The organism is Saezia sanguinis (assembly GCF_003991585.1).
Lineage (GTDB): Bacteria > Pseudomonadota > Gammaproteobacteria > Burkholderiales > Burkholderiaceae_C > Saezia > Saezia sanguinis.
Genome location: NZ_PQSP01000009.1, coordinates 24,928 through 42,552, shown reverse-complemented (window position 1 = coordinate 42,552; position 17,625 = coordinate 24,928). Strand labels below are relative to the sequence as shown.

General features: G+C 53.7%; 19 protein-coding genes. 11 read left to right on the top strand and 8 right to left on the bottom strand.

What is annotated here, in order from left to right; all coding sequences use genetic code 11:
* Positions 1 to 252 precede the first annotated feature (252 nt).
* The gene (locus tag CUZ56_RS12675) at positions 253 to 1,038 is read left to right on the top strand and encodes an SDR family oxidoreductase (protein ID WP_126980776.1); all 786 of its coding nucleotides are present in this window, start codon (positions 253 to 255) and stop codon (positions 1,036 to 1,038) included.
* 87 nt (positions 1,039 to 1,125) lie between these two features.
* Here CUZ56_RS12675 and CUZ56_RS12670 read toward each other — a convergent pair whose 3' ends face one another.
* Both CUZ56_RS12670 and CUZ56_RS12665 read right to left on the bottom strand, forming a co-directional pair.
* The gene (locus CUZ56_RS12670; protein WP_126980775.1) at positions 1,126 to 1,527 is read right to left on the bottom strand and encodes a hypothetical protein; all 402 of its coding nucleotides are present in this window, start codon (positions 1,525 to 1,527) and stop codon (positions 1,126 to 1,128) included.
* A 75-nt stretch (positions 1,528 to 1,602) separates the two neighbouring features.
* On the bottom strand, positions 1,603 to 1,959 hold the full coding sequence (locus CUZ56_RS12665; protein WP_126980774.1) for a hypothetical protein: 357 nt from the start codon (positions 1,957 to 1,959) through the stop codon (positions 1,603 to 1,605).
* 255 nt (positions 1,960 to 2,214) lie between these two features.
* On the opposite strand from CUZ56_RS12665, the gene CUZ56_RS12660 reads away from it, so the two are divergent.
* Complete coding sequence (locus CUZ56_RS12660) at positions 2,215 to 2,631, top strand: OsmC family protein (protein WP_126980773.1); 417 nt, start codon at positions 2,215 to 2,217, stop codon at positions 2,629 to 2,631.
* A 593-nt stretch (positions 2,632 to 3,224) separates the two neighbouring features.
* Positions 3,225 to 7,037 (top strand): autotransporter outer membrane beta-barrel domain-containing protein, encoded by a 3,813-nt coding sequence (locus tag CUZ56_RS12655; RefSeq protein ID WP_126980772.1) that lies wholly within the window; start codon positions 3,225 to 3,227, stop codon positions 7,035 to 7,037.
* Positions 7,038 to 7,156: 119 nt separating this feature from the next.
* Here the strand turns inward: CUZ56_RS12655 and CUZ56_RS12650 are convergent, their stop codons facing one another.
* Positions 7,157 to 7,618, bottom strand: a complete 462-nt coding sequence (locus tag CUZ56_RS12650) for a hypothetical protein (RefSeq protein ID WP_126980771.1) — start codon at positions 7,616 to 7,618, stop codon at positions 7,157 to 7,159.
* Between the two features lie 50 nt (positions 7,619 to 7,668).
* Here CUZ56_RS12650 and CUZ56_RS15820 point away from each other — a divergent pair, with 50 nt between their 5' ends.
* The 7 genes from CUZ56_RS15820 to CUZ56_RS12615 all read left to right on the top strand — a co-directional run bounded on the left by CUZ56_RS15820 (position 7,669) and on the right by CUZ56_RS12615 (position 13,877).
* Positions 7,669 to 8,208 carry a hypothetical protein gene (locus CUZ56_RS15820; RefSeq protein ID WP_162615352.1) on the top strand — a complete coding sequence of 180 codons (540 nt, stop codon included), beginning with the start codon at positions 7,669 to 7,671 and terminating at the stop codon, positions 8,206 to 8,208.
* The gene (locus tag CUZ56_RS12640; protein ID WP_126980846.1) at positions 8,150 to 8,950 is read left to right on the top strand and encodes an amino acid ABC transporter substrate-binding protein; all 801 of its coding nucleotides are present in this window, start codon (positions 8,150 to 8,152) and stop codon (positions 8,948 to 8,950) included. The genes CUZ56_RS15820 and CUZ56_RS12640 overlap by 59 nt, the downstream gene beginning before the upstream one ends.
* A 140-nt stretch (positions 8,951 to 9,090) precedes the next feature.
* Positions 9,091 to 9,744: an amino acid ABC transporter permease gene (locus CUZ56_RS12635; RefSeq protein WP_126980769.1), complete on the top strand. Its 654-nt coding sequence runs from the start codon at positions 9,091 to 9,093 to the stop codon at positions 9,742 to 9,744.
* Complete coding sequence (locus tag CUZ56_RS12630) at positions 9,725 to 10,510, top strand: amino acid ABC transporter ATP-binding protein (RefSeq protein ID WP_126980768.1); 786 nt, start codon at positions 9,725 to 9,727, stop codon at positions 10,508 to 10,510. The genes CUZ56_RS12635 and CUZ56_RS12630 overlap by 20 nt, the downstream gene beginning before the upstream one ends.
* Before the next feature lie 182 nt (positions 10,511 to 10,692).
* A complete protein-coding gene (locus CUZ56_RS12625; protein WP_126980767.1) occupies positions 10,693 to 11,661 on the top strand; it encodes a HEAT repeat domain-containing protein in 969 nt (322 codons plus the stop codon).
* 686 nt (positions 11,662 to 12,347) lie between these two features.
* On the top strand, positions 12,348 to 13,379 hold the full coding sequence (locus CUZ56_RS12620; protein WP_126980766.1) for a hypothetical protein: 1,032 nt from the start codon (positions 12,348 to 12,350) through the stop codon (positions 13,377 to 13,379).
* A gap of 27 nt (positions 13,380 to 13,406) precedes the next feature.
* Positions 13,407 to 13,877: a hypothetical protein gene (locus CUZ56_RS12615; RefSeq protein ID WP_126980765.1), complete on the top strand. Its 471-nt coding sequence runs from the start codon at positions 13,407 to 13,409 to the stop codon at positions 13,875 to 13,877.
* A gap of 188 nt (positions 13,878 to 14,065) precedes the next feature.
* Here the strand turns inward: CUZ56_RS12615 and CUZ56_RS12610 are convergent, their stop codons facing one another.
* Positions 14,066 to 14,962 carry a DUF4299 family protein gene (locus CUZ56_RS12610; protein ID WP_126980764.1) on the bottom strand — a complete coding sequence of 299 codons (897 nt, stop codon included), beginning with the start codon at positions 14,960 to 14,962 and terminating at the stop codon, positions 14,066 to 14,068.
* Positions 14,963 to 15,156: 194 nt separating this feature from the next.
* Here CUZ56_RS12610 and CUZ56_RS12605 point away from each other — a divergent pair, with 194 nt between their 5' ends.
* Positions 15,157 to 15,723: a hypothetical protein gene (locus CUZ56_RS12605; protein WP_126980763.1), complete on the top strand. Its 567-nt coding sequence runs from the start codon at positions 15,157 to 15,159 to the stop codon at positions 15,721 to 15,723.
* 186 nt (positions 15,724 to 15,909) lie between these two features.
* On the opposite strand, the gene CUZ56_RS12600 is transcribed toward CUZ56_RS12605, so the two are convergent.
* From CUZ56_RS12600 to CUZ56_RS12585, 4 genes are read right to left on the bottom strand one after another with little or no spacing between them, the layout of a single operon-like run.
* Positions 15,910 to 16,146 (bottom strand): RING finger domain-containing protein, encoded by a 237-nt coding sequence (locus tag CUZ56_RS12600; RefSeq protein WP_162615351.1) that lies wholly within the window; start codon positions 16,144 to 16,146, stop codon positions 15,910 to 15,912.
* The gene (locus CUZ56_RS16380; protein ID WP_369126763.1) at positions 16,137 to 16,313 is read right to left on the bottom strand and encodes a response regulator transcription factor; all 177 of its coding nucleotides are present in this window, start codon (positions 16,311 to 16,313) and stop codon (positions 16,137 to 16,139) included. Before CUZ56_RS16380 ends, CUZ56_RS12600 begins: the two co-directional genes overlap by 10 nt.
* A gap of 17 nt (positions 16,314 to 16,330) precedes the next feature.
* Positions 16,331 to 16,573 carry a response regulator transcription factor gene (locus CUZ56_RS12590; protein ID WP_126980761.1) on the bottom strand — a complete coding sequence of 81 codons (243 nt, stop codon included), beginning with the start codon at positions 16,571 to 16,573 and terminating at the stop codon, positions 16,331 to 16,333.
* 33 nt (positions 16,574 to 16,606) lie between these two features.
* Complete coding sequence (locus tag CUZ56_RS12585; protein ID WP_126980760.1) at positions 16,607 to 17,515, bottom strand: hypothetical protein; 909 nt, start codon at positions 17,513 to 17,515, stop codon at positions 16,607 to 16,609.
* Positions 17,516 to 17,625: the final 110 nt, after the last annotated feature.

Genomic DNA, 17,625 nt, shown 5'->3' with positions numbered 1-17,625 from the left:
AGGAGAACAATTGTTCACCTTCTTTGTGCAATCTCAAACCATCATTTTTTTATTTTTTTATAACCAATATGTCTATAGACAGCAGCGGCACTGGCAAGTCCTGCCCATAACCATCGGCAGTGCGATAAACATCCGGTCATTACGGACATACGCTCCCGCATAAAATAGGCTGGTGTCAATAACAAGCAAACGCACATCGCCCATGAATTCATGCGGCCGATGCATGTAACAACAAAAACGGGATCAATATTCATGGAACTTGGAATCAAAAACAAAGTGGCCCTGGTACTGGGCGGCGGTGGCGGTCTGGGCGGCGCCATTGCGCAGGCGCTGGCCGGTGAAGGCGCGAAAGTGGCAGTGGCCGATATCCAGCAGGCCAACGCACAGGCTACCGTTGACAAAATTACCCAGGCCGGGCAAAAAGCCATGGCGCTGCAATGGGACCTGGGCGACCTGAACTGTATTGACGACAAAGTGCGCCAGATTGAAGCCGAACTGGGGCCGGTTGATATTCTGGTGAACAACACCGGCGGCCCACCGCCCACACCCGCCCACGGGCAAAAAGCCGAACTCTGGCGGACACACTTTGACAGCATGGTGCTTTCGGTGATTGCCATTACCGACCGGGTACTGCCCGGTATGCGTGAGCGCAAATGGGGCCGCATCATCACCAGCACATCGTCCGGCGTGATTGCTCCCATTGCCAATCTGGGGCTGTCCAACGCGCTGCGCCTGTCGCTGGTGGGGTGGTCTAAAACACTGGCGCGTGAAGTGGGGCGTGATGGCATTACTGCCAACATCGTGCTGCCCGGACGCATTGCCACCGGACGCATTACCTATCTGGACGAAGCCAAGGCGCAGCGCGAAGGCCGTCCGGTTGCTGAAGTGGCAGCAGAAAGCACTGCCTCCATTCCAGTGGGCCGCTACGGCAAACCACAGGAATACGGCGATATGGTGACATTTCTGGCCAGCGAACGCGCCAGCTATATTACAGGCTCTGTGATCCGGGTGGATGGCGGGCTGATCGCCAGTATTTAGCCACGCCTGTATAGATTTGAAATGCATACCCGGCACCTGGCGGCTGTTCATACTGAATAGCCAAACGGGTGCTGGCGTTGCGCTCTGTCAGTCCAGATACCGCGTATGTGCCCGTGCTACCTGGTTTTCAGTGACCTCAATGCTGCAAACACACCTGCTGCTTAAAAGCGTTTTCCACACCATGATGACCTTACCGGTTTGCGGCCCTTTCAGCGCATCCAATGATTGTTGATTTTCATATACTGCGCTTTTTTGATCTGACATGAAGTGTGCCTGGCGCGGATCAGCCCCTGCCTGTACAGCACTATGCATAACCTGCGTAACATCAACGGGTGCCCCCAAAAGATACTGAGCGCAGAACTGCTCCGCTTTGCGATGGGCCTGGTGATATTGAAACGTATCCACACCGATAAGCAGTATGCCCAGCAAAATAATGCCCCCTAAAATATAAACTGCACTCTTAAATATACGACCCCATACCCTGGACATATGGCCTTTCTAATATAAGGTATATGAAAAAATAATCCTGCCACAATACAAACCAAGGCTTTCATCACAAGCCCCTCACGAATCCGGCATATTCACCACTTCTGTTTCAATGACTGTGCCGGCATCCATACGAATTTCGCAAATACAGCCCCCCATCCTGAATACTTCCCATCCTTGACTGATGACCCCCGTCTGCATCAGCCGCAGAGCTTCTGAGGCATTGATACCCGGATAGATGGTTGTATATTGAACCCCGTCCCACTGGTGCACCCACAGTAAATCGGCCCCGGCCTGCATCGCATGCTGCACAACATCGCGTGCATTCACCGGCATCCCCACAGGATATTCACGGCAAAGCGCAGATGCTTTGTCATGCATTCTATGGTACTTCATCGCATACCAGCCCAGAAATAAAGCATAGAACACAGCCATACCGATTCCTGAGTAAATAAGAACCTTCAGCATCATTCTAAGCATGATTTTCAGCATGTGTTCATCCTGTTGGCACAATACGGTTTTAACGGACAGCATATCATTTTCTGTTTTAGCACATCCCAAACCGGCAGCACATCATTCCATCAGTGATATATGCGGTCACTGGCTGATAACCATGCCCCCGACATGATCCGCCCTGCCGCCTATACTCTTTGCACGATCATCACTCACACAAACACTGGAGGTTTAAATATGAAACGCAGCGCAACCGCAGTTTGGCAAGGCACCATCAAAGAAGGCCAAGGCACGCTTTCCACCCAAAGCAAAACCCTGAGCAGCACACCTTATTCTTTTGTATCCCGTTTTGAAAACGGTGCTGGCACCAACCCTGAAGAACTGCTGGCAGCGGCGCATGCGGGCTGTTTTACCATGATGCTCAGCAGCCTGCTGACCAAAGAGGGCTTTACGCCCAAACAGATTGACACCCAGGCCGATATCACGCTGGACCCCGCCAGCGGCACCATCACCACTTCCCAATTAACGGTTAAGGTACAGGTGCCCGGTATTGAGCAAGCCAAATTTGCTGAGATTGCGAAAAACGCCGAGCAGAACTGCCCGGTGAGCAAGCTGTTCAAAGCAGAAATCAAACTGTCATTCACGCTGAACTGATTTCGCCCTGCCGCCCGCTTCACCAGTCAACAGGCCAGGGGCCCCTGTATGCAACAGCAACATATACAACACTGGTGAAGCCCTCCCGGCCTGAGCTTGCAGGCCGCAAAGCATCTATCCAGTCCTCTATCAAACCCATCTCAATCTCATACCCAGCCGGGCCTGACACCATGATGATGTCCTAAACCCCGCAGCGGTGTTCTTGCCATTGGGCTGCCTTATTGCCTTATCTATCGCCTTACATACTCATACTCTTCTCAGGTACATTCCCAGGCACGTATTCTGTATCGCTGTGCAGTATGGCACCAACAGCGCCGGACAGGTTTTTCTAAAACCACGGGTTATACCTTTTAAACCCGAAAGTTATACCGAATTTGGTTTTGTTCAAACCGCTGCTGTCAATAGGTATGCCAACAGAAAAACAACGAAAAAGCGTGACTTATTTCACGCATTTCTGTGTGCATGTTGTTCTGTTTATACCTGATCAATCAAAACCTCTGTACTATTTTCTTAGGAAAGACTAACTGCTTTTCTAAAAAATAAAGAACCGTAGAGTTCGTTCCTTCATCTATTTTTACAGGGCAAGCAGTATCATGAATACGACCTATCGCATCGTATGGAGCCGCTCTCAGAACCAACTGGTTGTTGCATCCGAGCTGGCTAAAAACCACAAGGCTCAAAGCAGCACAGCCGTGCGCCATACCTCCCCCAAGTCTGCTCACCACAAACATGTTGCACACTGGCGCAAAGCCCTTGTGCATAAGGCCTGCCTGGCTGCGTTAGGCCTGTTTGCCGCAGGCGCGGCTTACGGGCAGGCCAGCATCACCGGCCCGATAAGCGGCAACCAGAGCTTTGCCACAGATACCACCATCACACTGCCTAATACAAACGACAATACAAACGCGCTGACGGCGAACAACGGGCAAACCGCCACTGCCAGCAGCGGCACGGTCATCACGGTCATCGTTCAGGGTGAAGCCACCGACCCGGCAAGTGGCAACTACGGCCTGCGCACTTTCACAGGCGGCCTCATTGATTTCAGCGGCAGCAAGGTCGTTGTGAGCAACTCGGCTGACCCGGCCTCAAAAATGGCAGTGGGTGTTTATGCCAACGGGGGCACCATTCTGCTGGGCGATGATGCCGAGGTCTATGCCTTAAAAGCAGCAAGCGGCATGGCAATTGTTTCTTACCTGGGCGGAAACGTCACAGTGGGCAATAACGCTATTTTGCGAAACAATGCATCCGGTAGCGGCACCATTCAGGCGGCCTGGGACTATAGCAGCATCGTGATCGGGTCTGGCGCGAGCATCACCAATGATGGCTCAGGCGACAGTTATGGCGCGCACTATGGTGTGTTTGCCGGTGGTAGCAGCCGCATTGAAATTGGTTCGGGCAGCACAATCCAGACCCTTGCGGGCAGTACCACAACCAACAACATTGGTATTTACGCGTCCGGCGGTACTGTGGTCATGGGGGAAGATGTCAGCATCAGCACCCAGGGAACATATTCGTACGGCATCACAGCGCTTGCCAGCTCTAACATCAGCGGGGGCAAAATAACGGTCACCACGACCGGTAACAACAGCTACGCAATCAGTGCCCTCAACAGTTCTGTGGTGAATCTGGGCGCAGACAGCCTCATCACCACCAGCGGCACCTCGGGCCACGGCATCAATGCACAAAGCAATTCACAGGTCACATTGGATGACGACTCCACAATTGTGACCAGCGGCAATTCCACGCTGGGGGTCAGCTCGCACAGCGGCGCCATCGTGACACTGGGCGACCACGTCACCATCAATACATCGGGCCAGATTTCCTACGGCATGCAGTCCGACGGTGACGGCGGCCCGTCTGAAATTCATGTGGGCGATTTTTTTGTATTTGAAAGTTCGGGCCTGCGTTCGCGCGGCGCTCAGACACGCCGCGGCGGTACCATCATCATTGGCGATGATGCTTACTTCTCCACCACCGGAGACGAAGCCACTCTCGTTTATTCCAATGAGGCCAACTCGGTTCTGACCATTGGTGACCGTGCGGTTCTGACTGCAACAGGTGCTTCTGCCAACGGCGGCGGTGCCGGCTCAGGCGCCAAACTGACCATTGGTGAAGATGCCAGCATCACCATTTCCGGTGACCTGGCCATCGCTCTTTATGCCACGGGTGCCGGCTCCGAAACCAGGGTCGGGCACGATGCCACCATCACCACCAGTGGCGACCAGAGCGAAGGCGTTTATGCCACCAGTAGCGGTTACGTCTTCATTGGTGACGAAAGCGATGTCATCACCAGCGGCACACAATCTACCGGGCTGTATGCATACAGCAATGCCGCCGTCATTGAAACCGGCACCGGCGTCACCATTGACACCACCGGCGATGGCTCCTACGGCGTACGGGCCCAGCCCAATACAACCGTCAATTTAGGCAACGCCAACATGGTCAGCACCGCTGGCCAACAGGCGTATGGCCTGGTTGCCAATGGCAGCGGCGCACAGGTTAACACAGGCGATCAGTTGCAGGTAACGGCCACAGGCAGCGACGCTCATGCCGTATTTGCCCTCAGCGGCGGTTATACATCCATAGGTGAAAGAAGTAGCGTCACCACCACCGGCACGCAATCCACCGGGCTTTACGCGCTGGGTGATGCCTCCATCATCACGGCCGGCAACAGCGCCACGGTCAGCACCACAGGAGACGCCTCGCACGCGGTACAGGCCGAAGGCGGCCAGGTATCACTGGGGGCAAACGCTGCCATCAGCGCCCAGGGACAAAATGCCTATGGCCTCACCGCTTTGGACGGCGGGCATATCTACCTGCATGGCGCCACCATTTCGGTTGACGCTTCCAAAACCTCCGACCCCATCTATGCCAGTGGACAGAATGGCGCAGGCAACAACGCTGCGGTCACTGGTGATGGCGTCTTCAACATCAGTGGCGGGGCCATCGTGGCCGATGACAACAGCACCATCGACCTCACCCTGCGCGACACCTCGCTCTTTACCGGCTATACCCAGACCTCTGCCACCAATGCCACCAATACCCTGGCGCTGGAAGGCCTGAACTCCCGCTGGTACATCACCCAGGATTCTGCGCTCACGACGCTGAACCTGCACCAGGGCTTTGTCGACTATACCGCAGCCCCCCTGGGCACCCGTTTGAGCGTGACCAACCTCGGGCAGATGGCCGGTGGCCTGGGCGGCTTCTTTGTCATGAAAACCGACCTATTGGCCGCTCAGGCCGATACGCTGGAAGTCAGCGGCACCACTTCCGGCACCCATGGCCTGTTTGTTGTTAACAGCGGTGCCACCAACACCACCGGCAGTGAAACCCTGCCGCTGGTTTATACCGCCAATACCGGCGGCAGCTTCTACCTGGTTGAGCCGGTTGATATTGGCGCCTGGCGCTACGGCCTGCGTCAGGCAGACACCACCGGTAGCCCCTGGGCCCAAAGCTGGGAGCTGTACGCCACCGGCGAGATATCAGATGCGGTATCCGGCCAGGTCAACACCTTCTCGGGTGCATACCTGCTTTCCATGATGGAAAACCACACCCTGATGCAACGCCTGGGCGACCTCAGAGCCAACCCGCGTGCTGCGGGCCTGTGGGTACGAGGTTATGGCGGCAAGTTTGAATCAGGCGCCAGACGCTACGTCCGTGGCTTTGACATGGACTACCAGGGCATACAGATCGGGGCTGATTACCAATGGGATCAGCTTGAAGGCTGGAGCATTTACACCGGCGGCATGTTCGGCTACAGCAAGGGCGACCTGGACTATGGCAACACCGGCAATGGTGACGTAGATCTCAAAACCCTGGGCCTGTATGCCACCTTTGTGGAAGACGGCGGCTTTTATGTGGACGCGGTGGTCAAGTACTCGTGGATGAAAAACGAATACAGCCAGCTTGACAGCAGCCTGGGCTATGTGACCGGCAGCGATGTCAGCACCAATGGCGCCAGCTTATCGCTGGAGGTGGGCAAACGCTTCCACTTTGACCAGGCCAGCCGCGAAGGGTTTTACCTGGAACCGCAACTGCAGCTCAGCTACAGCCACCAGGGCAGCGGCAGCTTCTACGGCTCGCACGGGGTGGTGGTGCATGTGGACAGCATCGCCACAACGCAGGGGCGTATTGGCACACTGGCGGGCTATGAGGTCAAATCCGGCAACACGCCGTTTAATGTCTACGGCAAGGTGTCCTATATCAAGGAGTTTGACGGGGACATCGGGTTTACCGCCAATAACAGTTTCCTCACAGACAGCTTTGGCGGCACACGCTGGGTATATGGTGCCGGGGTGACGGCCCGCTTGAATGAGCAGCACAGTGTCTATGTGGACTTTGAGCGCTCCAGCGGGGGGAACTTCAAGCAGCCATGGGCTCTTAATGCCGGGTGGCGGTTCTCGTTCTGATAAGAAGCAGCGTAGACAAAGGCCTGGGGGTATGCATTGTTATCAGTGCATATGCCCTGCGGCCTCTTTGCTGACTTTCCGATCGGCTTAAGGAGGCTGCGCCAGTCCGCGGCTTATGCTTATTCAGGCACTCTGAGCAAGCGAAGCCCATCCCCCGTTTCCTCCACCCGATAGGTGCCCAGAGCAACATCCACTGTTTTACTGTAATTGCCGCACATGCCGTGCTGCTCCATGCGCAGCAAGTGCAGCCGGATATGGCGGGCATCCACCATTTCATACCTTCCCTGTGTCGAAGGAAAACAGTCATTGCCACAGGGTGCGGCGTAATAACTTCTGAACGTCAGATCCGGTTCAAACCGCACCTGGTTGCCATAGAGGAATTCACCGCGCATTCTGCCTGAAAAACGCATGGCTGCAATATCCGTCAGTTGATAAGATTCCCCTTGCGGCATTCCGATTAACTCACCTGCCATGGCCCAGTGCCCTTCAACAAGGCTGGCCGTATTTCTGCTGCCAGCATCCTGCGCCAAGGCAGGTATGGCGGCCATCAGCAACGCTATCCAGATCCATACTTTTTTCACTTGACACCCCACTTGGCATACCCTCCCGCTTTTTTCCATTCACCGGCATTGTGATTGATATTCATCTGAATTCACCTGAAATACCACTGATCAGTGCCAGCAGCAACGCGGTGATTCTTCTCATTGCCTTCGCCTTTTGGCAAACCTTGAACAGGTTTTTAACTGATTCATGCCAGACGTATACCAGATATATACCAGATGTATGCCCCTGCACATTGCAGGGGACTGTGATGCTTATACGCCGCAACCGGCCGTCAGGGGTTAAATGGATTGTTTATGCGTTTTATTCCCCTTTTGCCCGCTTTTTTACCCTTGGCCCGCAGTATTCATATAATGAGAAGTTATGCCGTTGGCATTGCAGGCGGGACGCCTGCGGGTACAACGGTATTAAGGGCCGTCTGCCCATGCAGGTTGAAGGCAAATTGTGCAGCAATATCAAGAGTTTCGCCGACAATACGTGCTTTTTGCGAGCGTTGTCCAGAAACCGCTTTTTGAAAACCATTGAACCATTTGAAGGACCATTTGATCATGATGAAAAAGTTAGTTTTAGGATTGCTCACGGCCTCTGCCATGCTGTTATCGGCCTGTGACAAAGGCAGCGAAAGCAGCCAGAGCGCACCCGCCCCGGCTCCTGCTCCGGCACCAGCCAAAATTGTGATCGGGCTGGATGACAATTTCCCGCCCATGGGGTTCCGTGACGACAGGGGTGAACTGGTCGGCTTTGATATTGACATGGCGCGCGAAGCCGCCAAACGCATGGGTTTGCAAGCTGAGTTCAAACCGATTGACTGGAGCACCAAGGAAGCCGAACTGGCCGGCAAGCGTGTTGACCTGCTGTGGAACGGCATGACGATTACCGAAACGCGCAAACAGGTTATGAACTTTTCCAATCCCTACATGGAAAACCACCAGATCATCATCGTCAAGGCCGGCTCTGAAATCACCGACAAGGCTGGCCTGACCGGCCGGGTGGTTGGCGTGCAGGACGGCAGCAGCGCGGTGGACGCAGTCGAAGCTGACACCGAAACCGCCGATGCGATTGGCGAGCTGAAAAAATATGCCGATAACGTGACCGCCCTGATGGATCTGGCCATTGGCCGCGTGGACGCCGTGGTGGTGGACGAAGTGGTGGGCCGTTATTACGTGGCTCAAAAGCCTGGTGAATACACCGTGCTGGAAGACAATTTCGGCACTGAAGAATATGGCGTGGGCCTGCGCAAGGAAGATACCGAGCTGCAAGCCAAGCTGCAAGCAGCGCTGGATGCCATGAAGGCTGACGGCACCTCGGCCAAAATTGCCCAACAATGGTTTGGCGCTGATATCGTTAAATGAATGTGACGGTTCTGTAATTAAAAAGCTGCAGGCCAAAGGCTTCATCAGAAGAAGACCTGATCCTGTAGCTTTTTCAGCGTCAATGCATTGCTGGCGCAAGCATGGCTGACCGACTTTCTTGCATGACTGTCTGCTTTTAAATGGACTACATATTCCAAATCATCGGGCCTTTGTGGCAAGGTACCCTTGTCACGCTCAAGCTGTTTTGCATCACGCTGGTGCTGTCCATTCCGTTGGGCCTGGCGCTGGCGCTGATGCGCCTGTCCAAAATCCGCGCGCTGAGCTATGCGGTCAACATTTACATCTGGCTGATGCGCGGCACGCCGCTGCTGCTGCAAATGCTGTTCATCTGCTATGCATTGCCGCTGATGCCGGTGATCGGTATCACGCTGCCGCATTTTGAAGCCGCCGTGGTGGCTTTTGCGCTGAACTACGCCGCCTATTTTGCCGAAATTTTCCGTGGCGGCATTCTGGGCGTGAACAAAGGCCAGTACGAAGCCGCCCAGACGCTGGGCTTTACCTATGCCCAGACCATGCGCCGCATTGTGCTGCCGCAGATGATCAAACGCATTCTGCCGCCGCTGAGCAATGAAACCATCACGCTGGTGAAAGACACCTCGCTGATTTACGCGCTGGCGATCAACGACCTGCTGCGCGTGGCACGTGGTTTTGTCAACCGCGACGCCAACTTCACACCGTTCCTGGTGGCGGCGGTTTTTTACCTGTGCATGACACTGGTGCTGACCTGGTTCTTCCAACGACTGGAGAAACGCTATGCCGTCTACGACGACTGATCTGCAAGCGCTCATTACCGCCAGCGATATTGCCAAGCGCTTCGGTCACCTTGAGGTGCTTAAAGGCGTTGACCTGCGCATCAGCAAGGGTGAAGTGGTCGCCATCATCGGGCCGTCGGGCTCGGGTAAAAGCACGCTGCTGCGCTGCCTGAACCACCTGGAAACGATTGACCGCGGACAGATTGTAATTGAAGGGCAAACGCTGGTCAGCACCCCGGCAGGCAGTGCACGCGCGGTGTATGCGCCCGATGCCCAGGTACGGCTCATCTGCGCCAAAATGGGCATGGTGTTTCAGCAGTTCAACCTGTTTCCGCACATGACCGTGCTGCAAAACATCATCGAGGCACCGATGACGGTCAAGGGCATGAAACGTGAAGCCATTGTGCCCAAAGCACAGGAGCTGCTGGAGAAGGTCGGGCTGCTGGCCAAGCAGGACAGCTACCCCTCACAGCTATCCGGCGGGCAGAAACAGCGGGTAGCCATAGCCCGCGCCCTGGCGATGGACCCGGACATCATGCTGTTTGACGAGCCAACCTCGGCGCTGGACCCCGAGCTCACCGGCGAAGTGCTGCGCACGATCCAGAGGCTGGCCGAAGAAAACATGACCATGGTCATTGTCACGCACGAAATGGCTTTTGCGCGTGAGGTGGCCGATGCCGTTTACTTTATGGACCAGGGCAAAATCATCGAAGGTGGTGAGGCCAGGGCTTTTTTCGCCAACCCCACGCACGAACGGACCCGCACCTTTTTGCAAACCATGCTGTAAAAAGCAGCACAGGCTTTTTTTAGGCACCCGCCGCTGGTCAACAGCGCGGTGGCCTGCCTGTCGCCAGAAACCACCCTGCCGGTAATGCCCATGGCGCACTGGCCTTACTTTATGTATGATGCGACTTATTGTCTGCAAAATGGCAAAACGCCCTAAAATGAGCGCTCAAAGGAGACTCCCACATGCCTAAAGCCCTATCCAAAGAACAGTTACGCATGCACCGCAATGACTACATGCGCAGATACTTCAGCCAGTGTACGGTTACCCAGTTGATGGATGAGGTCAACCGCATTGCGCTCGATTCGCGCGAATTTGACGAAGACGAGCTCTACGCAGCCGCAGCAGAACTGCAGACCAGGGGCGGCAAAGAAGCCGTTGAATTTGCACTGGAAGCCAGCCAGGGTAAAAAGCGGCAGCGTGATATCAGCGCCTACATACTGGGCCAGATCAAGCTGCCGACCCCTGCGCTCAGGAAAAAAACGCTGGCCTGCTTAACAGACATGGCGCTCAATGACCGCGCAGCCCTGGTGCGCAGCGGTGCCCTCTCGGCCCTGGGGCACTTTGATTTTGGCAAAAAACCGCAGTACACCCAGGAACTGCTCGACGCGATCAGCCACGCCGTGCAGTCCCCGGAATTTGACCTGCGCTTTTCAGCCATATTTGCGCTGATGAATATCAGGCACCCCGAAACGCAAGCCCTGCTGCTCAAACTGCTGCGCGACAAAGACAAATCTATTCGCGATTGGGCAGCGTTTGCCGTGCATTGTCATGGTGATGAGTCTGCAGACATCTATACACCGGCCATCCGCAATGCGCTGGTCAAGCTGCTCAATGACAAAGACGAAATGGTCAGGGCCGAAGCCATCTACGCACTGGCGCAGGCAAAAGACCTGCGCGTGATTCCCGCACTGAAAAAAGCGCTGCGCAGCCTGGATGCCTTAGACATCTGCATCGAAGCCGCCGGCACGCTGGGCAGGGCAGAACTGCTGCCTGCGCTGGAGCGCCTGCAGAAAAAATGCGACCAGTACGCCAAGAAAAACAAGATGACAAAGCAGGAAACGTCTGACGAAGACAATGATGACCCGCTGTTTCAGGCAATTGCCGCCATTCGGGTGGCACAGCAACATCAGGAAAACCAGCCGGCCGCATAACAGGCACAATGCAATGCCCTCAAACAAAAGCCACCTGCGGGTGGCTTTGTTAATGGTGCAATCAATTCAGTGCGCGTCGGGCGGTTTCCCTCAACCGCTGCCGGGTGGTCGATTTTACGGCCCTTCATTGCCACCGATACTGTTTATTTTTTCGCGCGCCCCCTGTTTATATCACATTTATGCCACATGCCCGCGCATTGTATACAGCGGCACCCACCGTGCCGGCAGCACTTTGTATGCGTATGGCAACACACCGTTTAACATATTGATACCCACCGCATCAATAATTTATACCTTGCATTTTTTGGGTCGTTTATCGATACACGGCTTTTACACTAGGACGTGTGAATACAAAACTAGAGGAGCGCGAAAACATGTACAGGCAGATGACCAGCAAGGCAAACCGAGTGCCGTGTAGTTCATCTACACAAACGAGGGCTAACACCGCTGGGCGCTGCCTGAGCATCTTTCCCTTCGGGCTGCCATCAGACAATAGCGTATGCTTTGTCACACCCTGCAATGAATAGCACCACTATTCATCTGGGCTGCTTCGCGCATCTGTCTATGTCTGATGTGCAGCGCACTTCCTGTATTTTGTATTCACACGCCCTAGCCCAATCAAGCTTGAACACAAGTTATTGAGACGCTATTCATTTGTCGACCCTTCACTTTAAGGAGAGCCCACAATGTCCATAACGTTGTGCCGCCATTGCAACTATATCCGCCAGCCCTCAGATACGGCCCCGGCCTATGAGTGCCCGCGCTGTGGCGAGTTTTATGAACTCTCACTGGAGCCGCTGGAAAACAGCACAACACCTGCTCCCGGGCCGGTCTCATCCCCTGTGGCTGCAACACCTGCCACCGGTGCACTGTCGCTGGAACCGCTGCACCAGGAAGTCGCCGCACCTGCACCCGCTGCACGAGCGCCGCTTTCAGTGCCCGCAGCCAGCCACGCTGCCCGTAAACCGCTGGCGGATGACGCCACCGCTACCCGCTCTGCAGCCAGAAAACCGTCTTCGGCTGCGGCGGCACCTGCTGCAGCAGCAGTTTTGGCCCACGGCAACAGCACAAAGGAGAAAAACCCCACTGCCTCCAGACCCAAAGGCAAAGTGTGCCCCAAATGCCGCTACGAACGTAAGCGTGCTGATACGGCACCCGATTATGAGTGCCCGAAATGCGGCGTTATCTACGACAAGTACATTGCGCCTGAAGCACGAGCGGACACACCTGGCCGCAAAGGCAAAGTCAAAATACCGGCCCTGCCGATGACAAGCAAAATCGCCGTGCTGTTTGCGCTGGCCATCACCATATCGGTGCTGTTTGCTTTGCCTAAGCTGGTTGATGATGTGGCATTTCTCAGCCGGCTTGACTACTGGCTGACAGGCAAAATTTTCCCCATGAGAAACGAGATTTTTGCCGTGGTGCTGGCCCTGATTCCGGCCTGGCTGTTTATCTTCCTGACACAACTGTGGGACCATGTGCAACACGTTGCACGGCGAACACAACTGCTAATGGGCTGCATCGGCGCGTACCTGATTGGCACCACCGGTTGGCTGGAAATGCTGTCGTATCAAAGCAAAAGCCCGATCTTTGCAGCGCTTCAGCACCTGCTGACCATCTGCGGCGCATTCGGCTCACTGGTCCTGCTGGTGGCCATTTTGATCTCGCTGCGTGACCGCAACCTGAATGCCCACGGCAAACCCAAACTGCTGCGCTGACCACCCTATTTTGACGAGGTAACAAATATGAAACGGATTTTTCTTGGACTGCTTATCCTGCTGGTTCAGTTTATTGACAACCTGCCATGGGACAGTTTACGCCGTGCGCTCGGCATGCCATACTGGGACAGCGAGCTTGCCTCTTTGATCCCGATTGTTGCGGCCATCATCATTACAATCGTGTTTTTGCGGACAACGCGGCTGCGTGAGCGCCTGGATATGCCTGCACCGGGGTTGATGCTGATCACGGTTGGCATTGTACTCAATATCGGCGTCTGGATCACCATCATCGGTGTCGTCATTGCCATTATGAGCATCATTACACCCGAACAGATTTTTATCGGTCTGGTGGCCCTTGGCGTATTTGCCACCAAGTTTGGCGCGCTCATTCAGGCATGTGTTGTCTTTGCCAATATCCTGCTGCTGATCGGCTTTTACCGCCTGTTCATCCACCTTGAACCTGATGAGACCACCGCACTGCGCCATATACACGATTAATACAGCGTCCAGTTCATCACCACAAAGCCGGGTTATCCCCGGTTTTTTCATTTGTCAGATCGGATCAGCATCCATCTGCATGATGCAGGCATGTCTTAACAACACTGCCCGGTTTTCTCCGTCACTAGCTCAACGCCAGTTGCCAACATTACACCAGACAGCAGCCATCTGCCTGCACACGGGGCGAGTTACTGAACTGCGCCTTGGGCCAGCAGCTCCTGAATCTGCTGATGCGAAAGCTGCACCATGATATGGCTTTTGTCGTACACCTCATGCGGCAGCTTCTGCAAATAGGCAATGCCCTGGTCAAAGCCGACCCACCCCATCATGCCCAGGCTGCCGTTCACTTCTCCTACCAGTGCCAGCCGCCACTCGCTCACTTCCACATTCCCTGTCTGGTTCGCATCGGTCACGGGTTGGACCGGAAACACCGACAACGCACCTTCTGTCAGTGTATATACTCCCAGCACTGCATCCTGATCGCCTTTACGATACAGCGTGGCCTTGGCATAGTAGTAGTCCTGGCGCTGCTTTTGGTCAAGGTAATCCGCATAGATGCGCATCGCCTCTTCATCGGTAGCTGCTGTTCTGATCTGCATGATCATCTGCTCTTGCAGGTCAATGGGATTGATAGCCCCAAAGATGGTCATGTTGTCGAACTTACCGAAAATGCCTTTCAAAAAGCTCCGGGTCGACGCGATTTTCTGCTCTTTCTCATCGGCCAGCTTACTGAGAAACGAATGCCCCTCATGGTCCTGGTTATAGTAATGTTTGGCCTTTAAAAACCGGGCAATCCGAAACACCGCATCATAGTAGTCGCTGATGTCACCATCGGTAGACGGGTCATTCAGGTAAAGCGACACCGTGCGCCCGCCATTTTTCAACTCCACACCAAAGCCCCGGCCAATACGCGCCGGCCGATAAACTGTAAAGTAACTGCCCTCCTGCCCATCGGTTTCTTCAAATACGTTGGCGTGGTTTTTGATTCCCACCTTCATATCTGCACCCAACAGCTTTGGCAGCTCTGCAAACGTCACTTTCTTTTTAAACAGCCCTGCGCTTTTGATCTCAATTGTTACCGACATAGGCCCCCTGACTCCATCATGATCGCTTCATTATGCCCAAAATACAATTTAATTTATTGTATTTTTCCTTCGATATGTCTACTAATTCACCATTGTGGTGCATATTGGGGCTGAACTTTTTTTCGCGGACAAACTCCTTAAACGTATCAATGCATTTTTTATGCATCTTTTGACAAAGGGAAATGAAAATTCTTATGTCCGACCATGATGACTCCTTCTTTGAAGAACTGCTATTTGAGTACTCAACAGATGAGACGCATACCCCTTCCAGCAACGCTGGTACTGGCGCCAGCGCGGGCACTCGCACAGGCACGCCGCCTTCAGCTCCTGCCAAAAAAGTGCTGTCTTCGTTGAAAAAACCCACCATTGAACGTGTGCAACTGCGGTTCGATATCCCGATTGATCTGGCGATCCAACTGCAGGACGCCGCTTTTGAAAGCGACCACTCCGTCAATACTGAAATTGCCTGCCGGTTGAAAAAAAGTTTTTGCAAACGCCAGGACACCAACAAACACCCGGACGCCAAATCCAACCCGCTGGAAGATATACCGGCACAGATCGCGGAAGTGAAAACCATGCTGCGCAAAGAAGAGCGGCGCGCCAAAAGGCTGAAAGACAAGGATAAGATTTCAAATACCCATTTGAGAATCACCATCTACACCTGCCTGATTAAAAGCCTGGAGCAAAAACTCAAACACATTGATGAGATCGACCGCCAGACCAAACATCTGGTTGCAACGCTGGTTGGGCACAAAATCTGATATTTTGAACACAGACATGCATTTACAGCCGCCGCATATACCGGTCATGAGCAGTACCTGTCAGGTGTTTTTTCCCTAGGCATATCCGTATGCCGCATCAGCAAACGTGTTTTACCACACGCATCAAACCAAAAAACCACCTGAATAATCAGGTGGTTTTTATCATGCACGTTACCGCTCACGCACTCAGTAGGGATCATCCCACCAGTGCCCGCCTCTGAGGTTAAACCAGTTACGGATGCGTGTCCGGCAGTTCGGGCACAGGCTGTTTGTCGGGGGCGGTGCCTGCATCAGCCCCACAAGGCATGTCCAGTGGAATACATGCCCGCAATCTTCCAGCTTGGCGTCGCAACCGCCTTCCAGACAGATTGTGCAGTTTGTACCCAGTTCTCCTTGTGTTGCCGCACCTTTATCTATCGGCATATGATTTCTCCTTTGTTCACCAGCAGACATACGGTCAGTTCACATGCAGACCGGATACCCATCTTGCGGTAAATATTCTCGCGGTGTTTATACACCGTATGCATGCTGATCGAAAGTGTTTTAGCAATCTCCTTGCTGAACTTACCCTTGGCAATCAACAGGGCCACCTCTTTTTCCCGCGGTGTCAGCAAATAAATTTTTTTTGCACCATGGGTTTGATCCCCTTAAGCAAATTCAAATTTTCAGCCAACTGCAGCAACTGCATGCCATTGTGGGCACTGAACTTGAACATCAGACCGGCACGCTGCTTGCGCACAGTCAGTTCCTTAACGCCCAAAGCATCGGCAATCTGTTTACAGCGCATGCCTTTCATCATCAAACACAGTATCTGCTTTTCCCGCCAGGTCAAATGCTTTTTTGTGTGCATCACTGAAGCTCCCAGTTTGACTCAGCAGCCGGATCAAAGAGACCTTCGGTAACTGGCAAGCGCAGCATCACGTTTACTGGTGATACGCTGTACGATGGCGTCACCCTCTGTATCATGAACCAGGGCATCACTCCTGCCGGCCCTGAGCATGTTTGAGGAGGACAGTTGCGCAATTTTCTCATTAATTGCCACCAGCCTTTTGTTCAAAGTTTCAGAAATAGCCGTGAGCTTTTGCAAGTCGGTCATGAAATTGTCGCTGGTAACGTCCAGCGAGGCCACCTTCTCATCGTTTTGCTTGAGCAGTGAGCGAAATGCCGCTTTCTGGTTTTCATACGCCTGCAAATCACTGAGCTTGGATACGCTTTCCCCCTCTTTAATGGAGTAATAGACACGAAACACAAACATATTTTGCACGATGGTTTCACCGGCAAAAAAATCTTTCCGGTTGTAGGAATTTTCCATCACACAGATAAAAAGCATCATGCCAGGCGCAATGGCTTTGGCGTCTGTCTTGGTGGTAATGGATGTGCTGGAGCTGCTGCCTATCGTACTCAGTGTGCTTTGCACCACATCAAATGCGGCATTGGCAATCAAAAGCTCGCGGCTTTTCAGCTCCGCAATGGAGGCATCCACCTTTTTATCATCAGTCCCTTTTTGGGTGCCGTCGGGCGCCTGTGCCCCAAAAATGGCATTGCGGCATGCATCAAGGATCTTGTTGACCGAGCCTAACGACCATTCACTCACCGTTGCCAAATGGCTGTATTCACCGACAATCAACTCTGCTTTGTCAGGGTAAGGCTTGTAGTGGTTGGTAATCAGGGCATCTATGGCGCTTTTTGCCTCTGCCAGATGCTTATTCATCTCGTTATTCATACTGTTAACGTATTCCTGAAATGCCTGGTTGGATTTTTGTTGCTGCTCAATTGAATTGGACTTTCCCATAAAGATCTCCTCTGCATTTTTTGATTAGACTTACAGCTGTCGCATCAAACAACCTCATGTGGCCTGGCGCTTGATACGACCTCATCATCGGGGATTCGTCAAATCAAAAA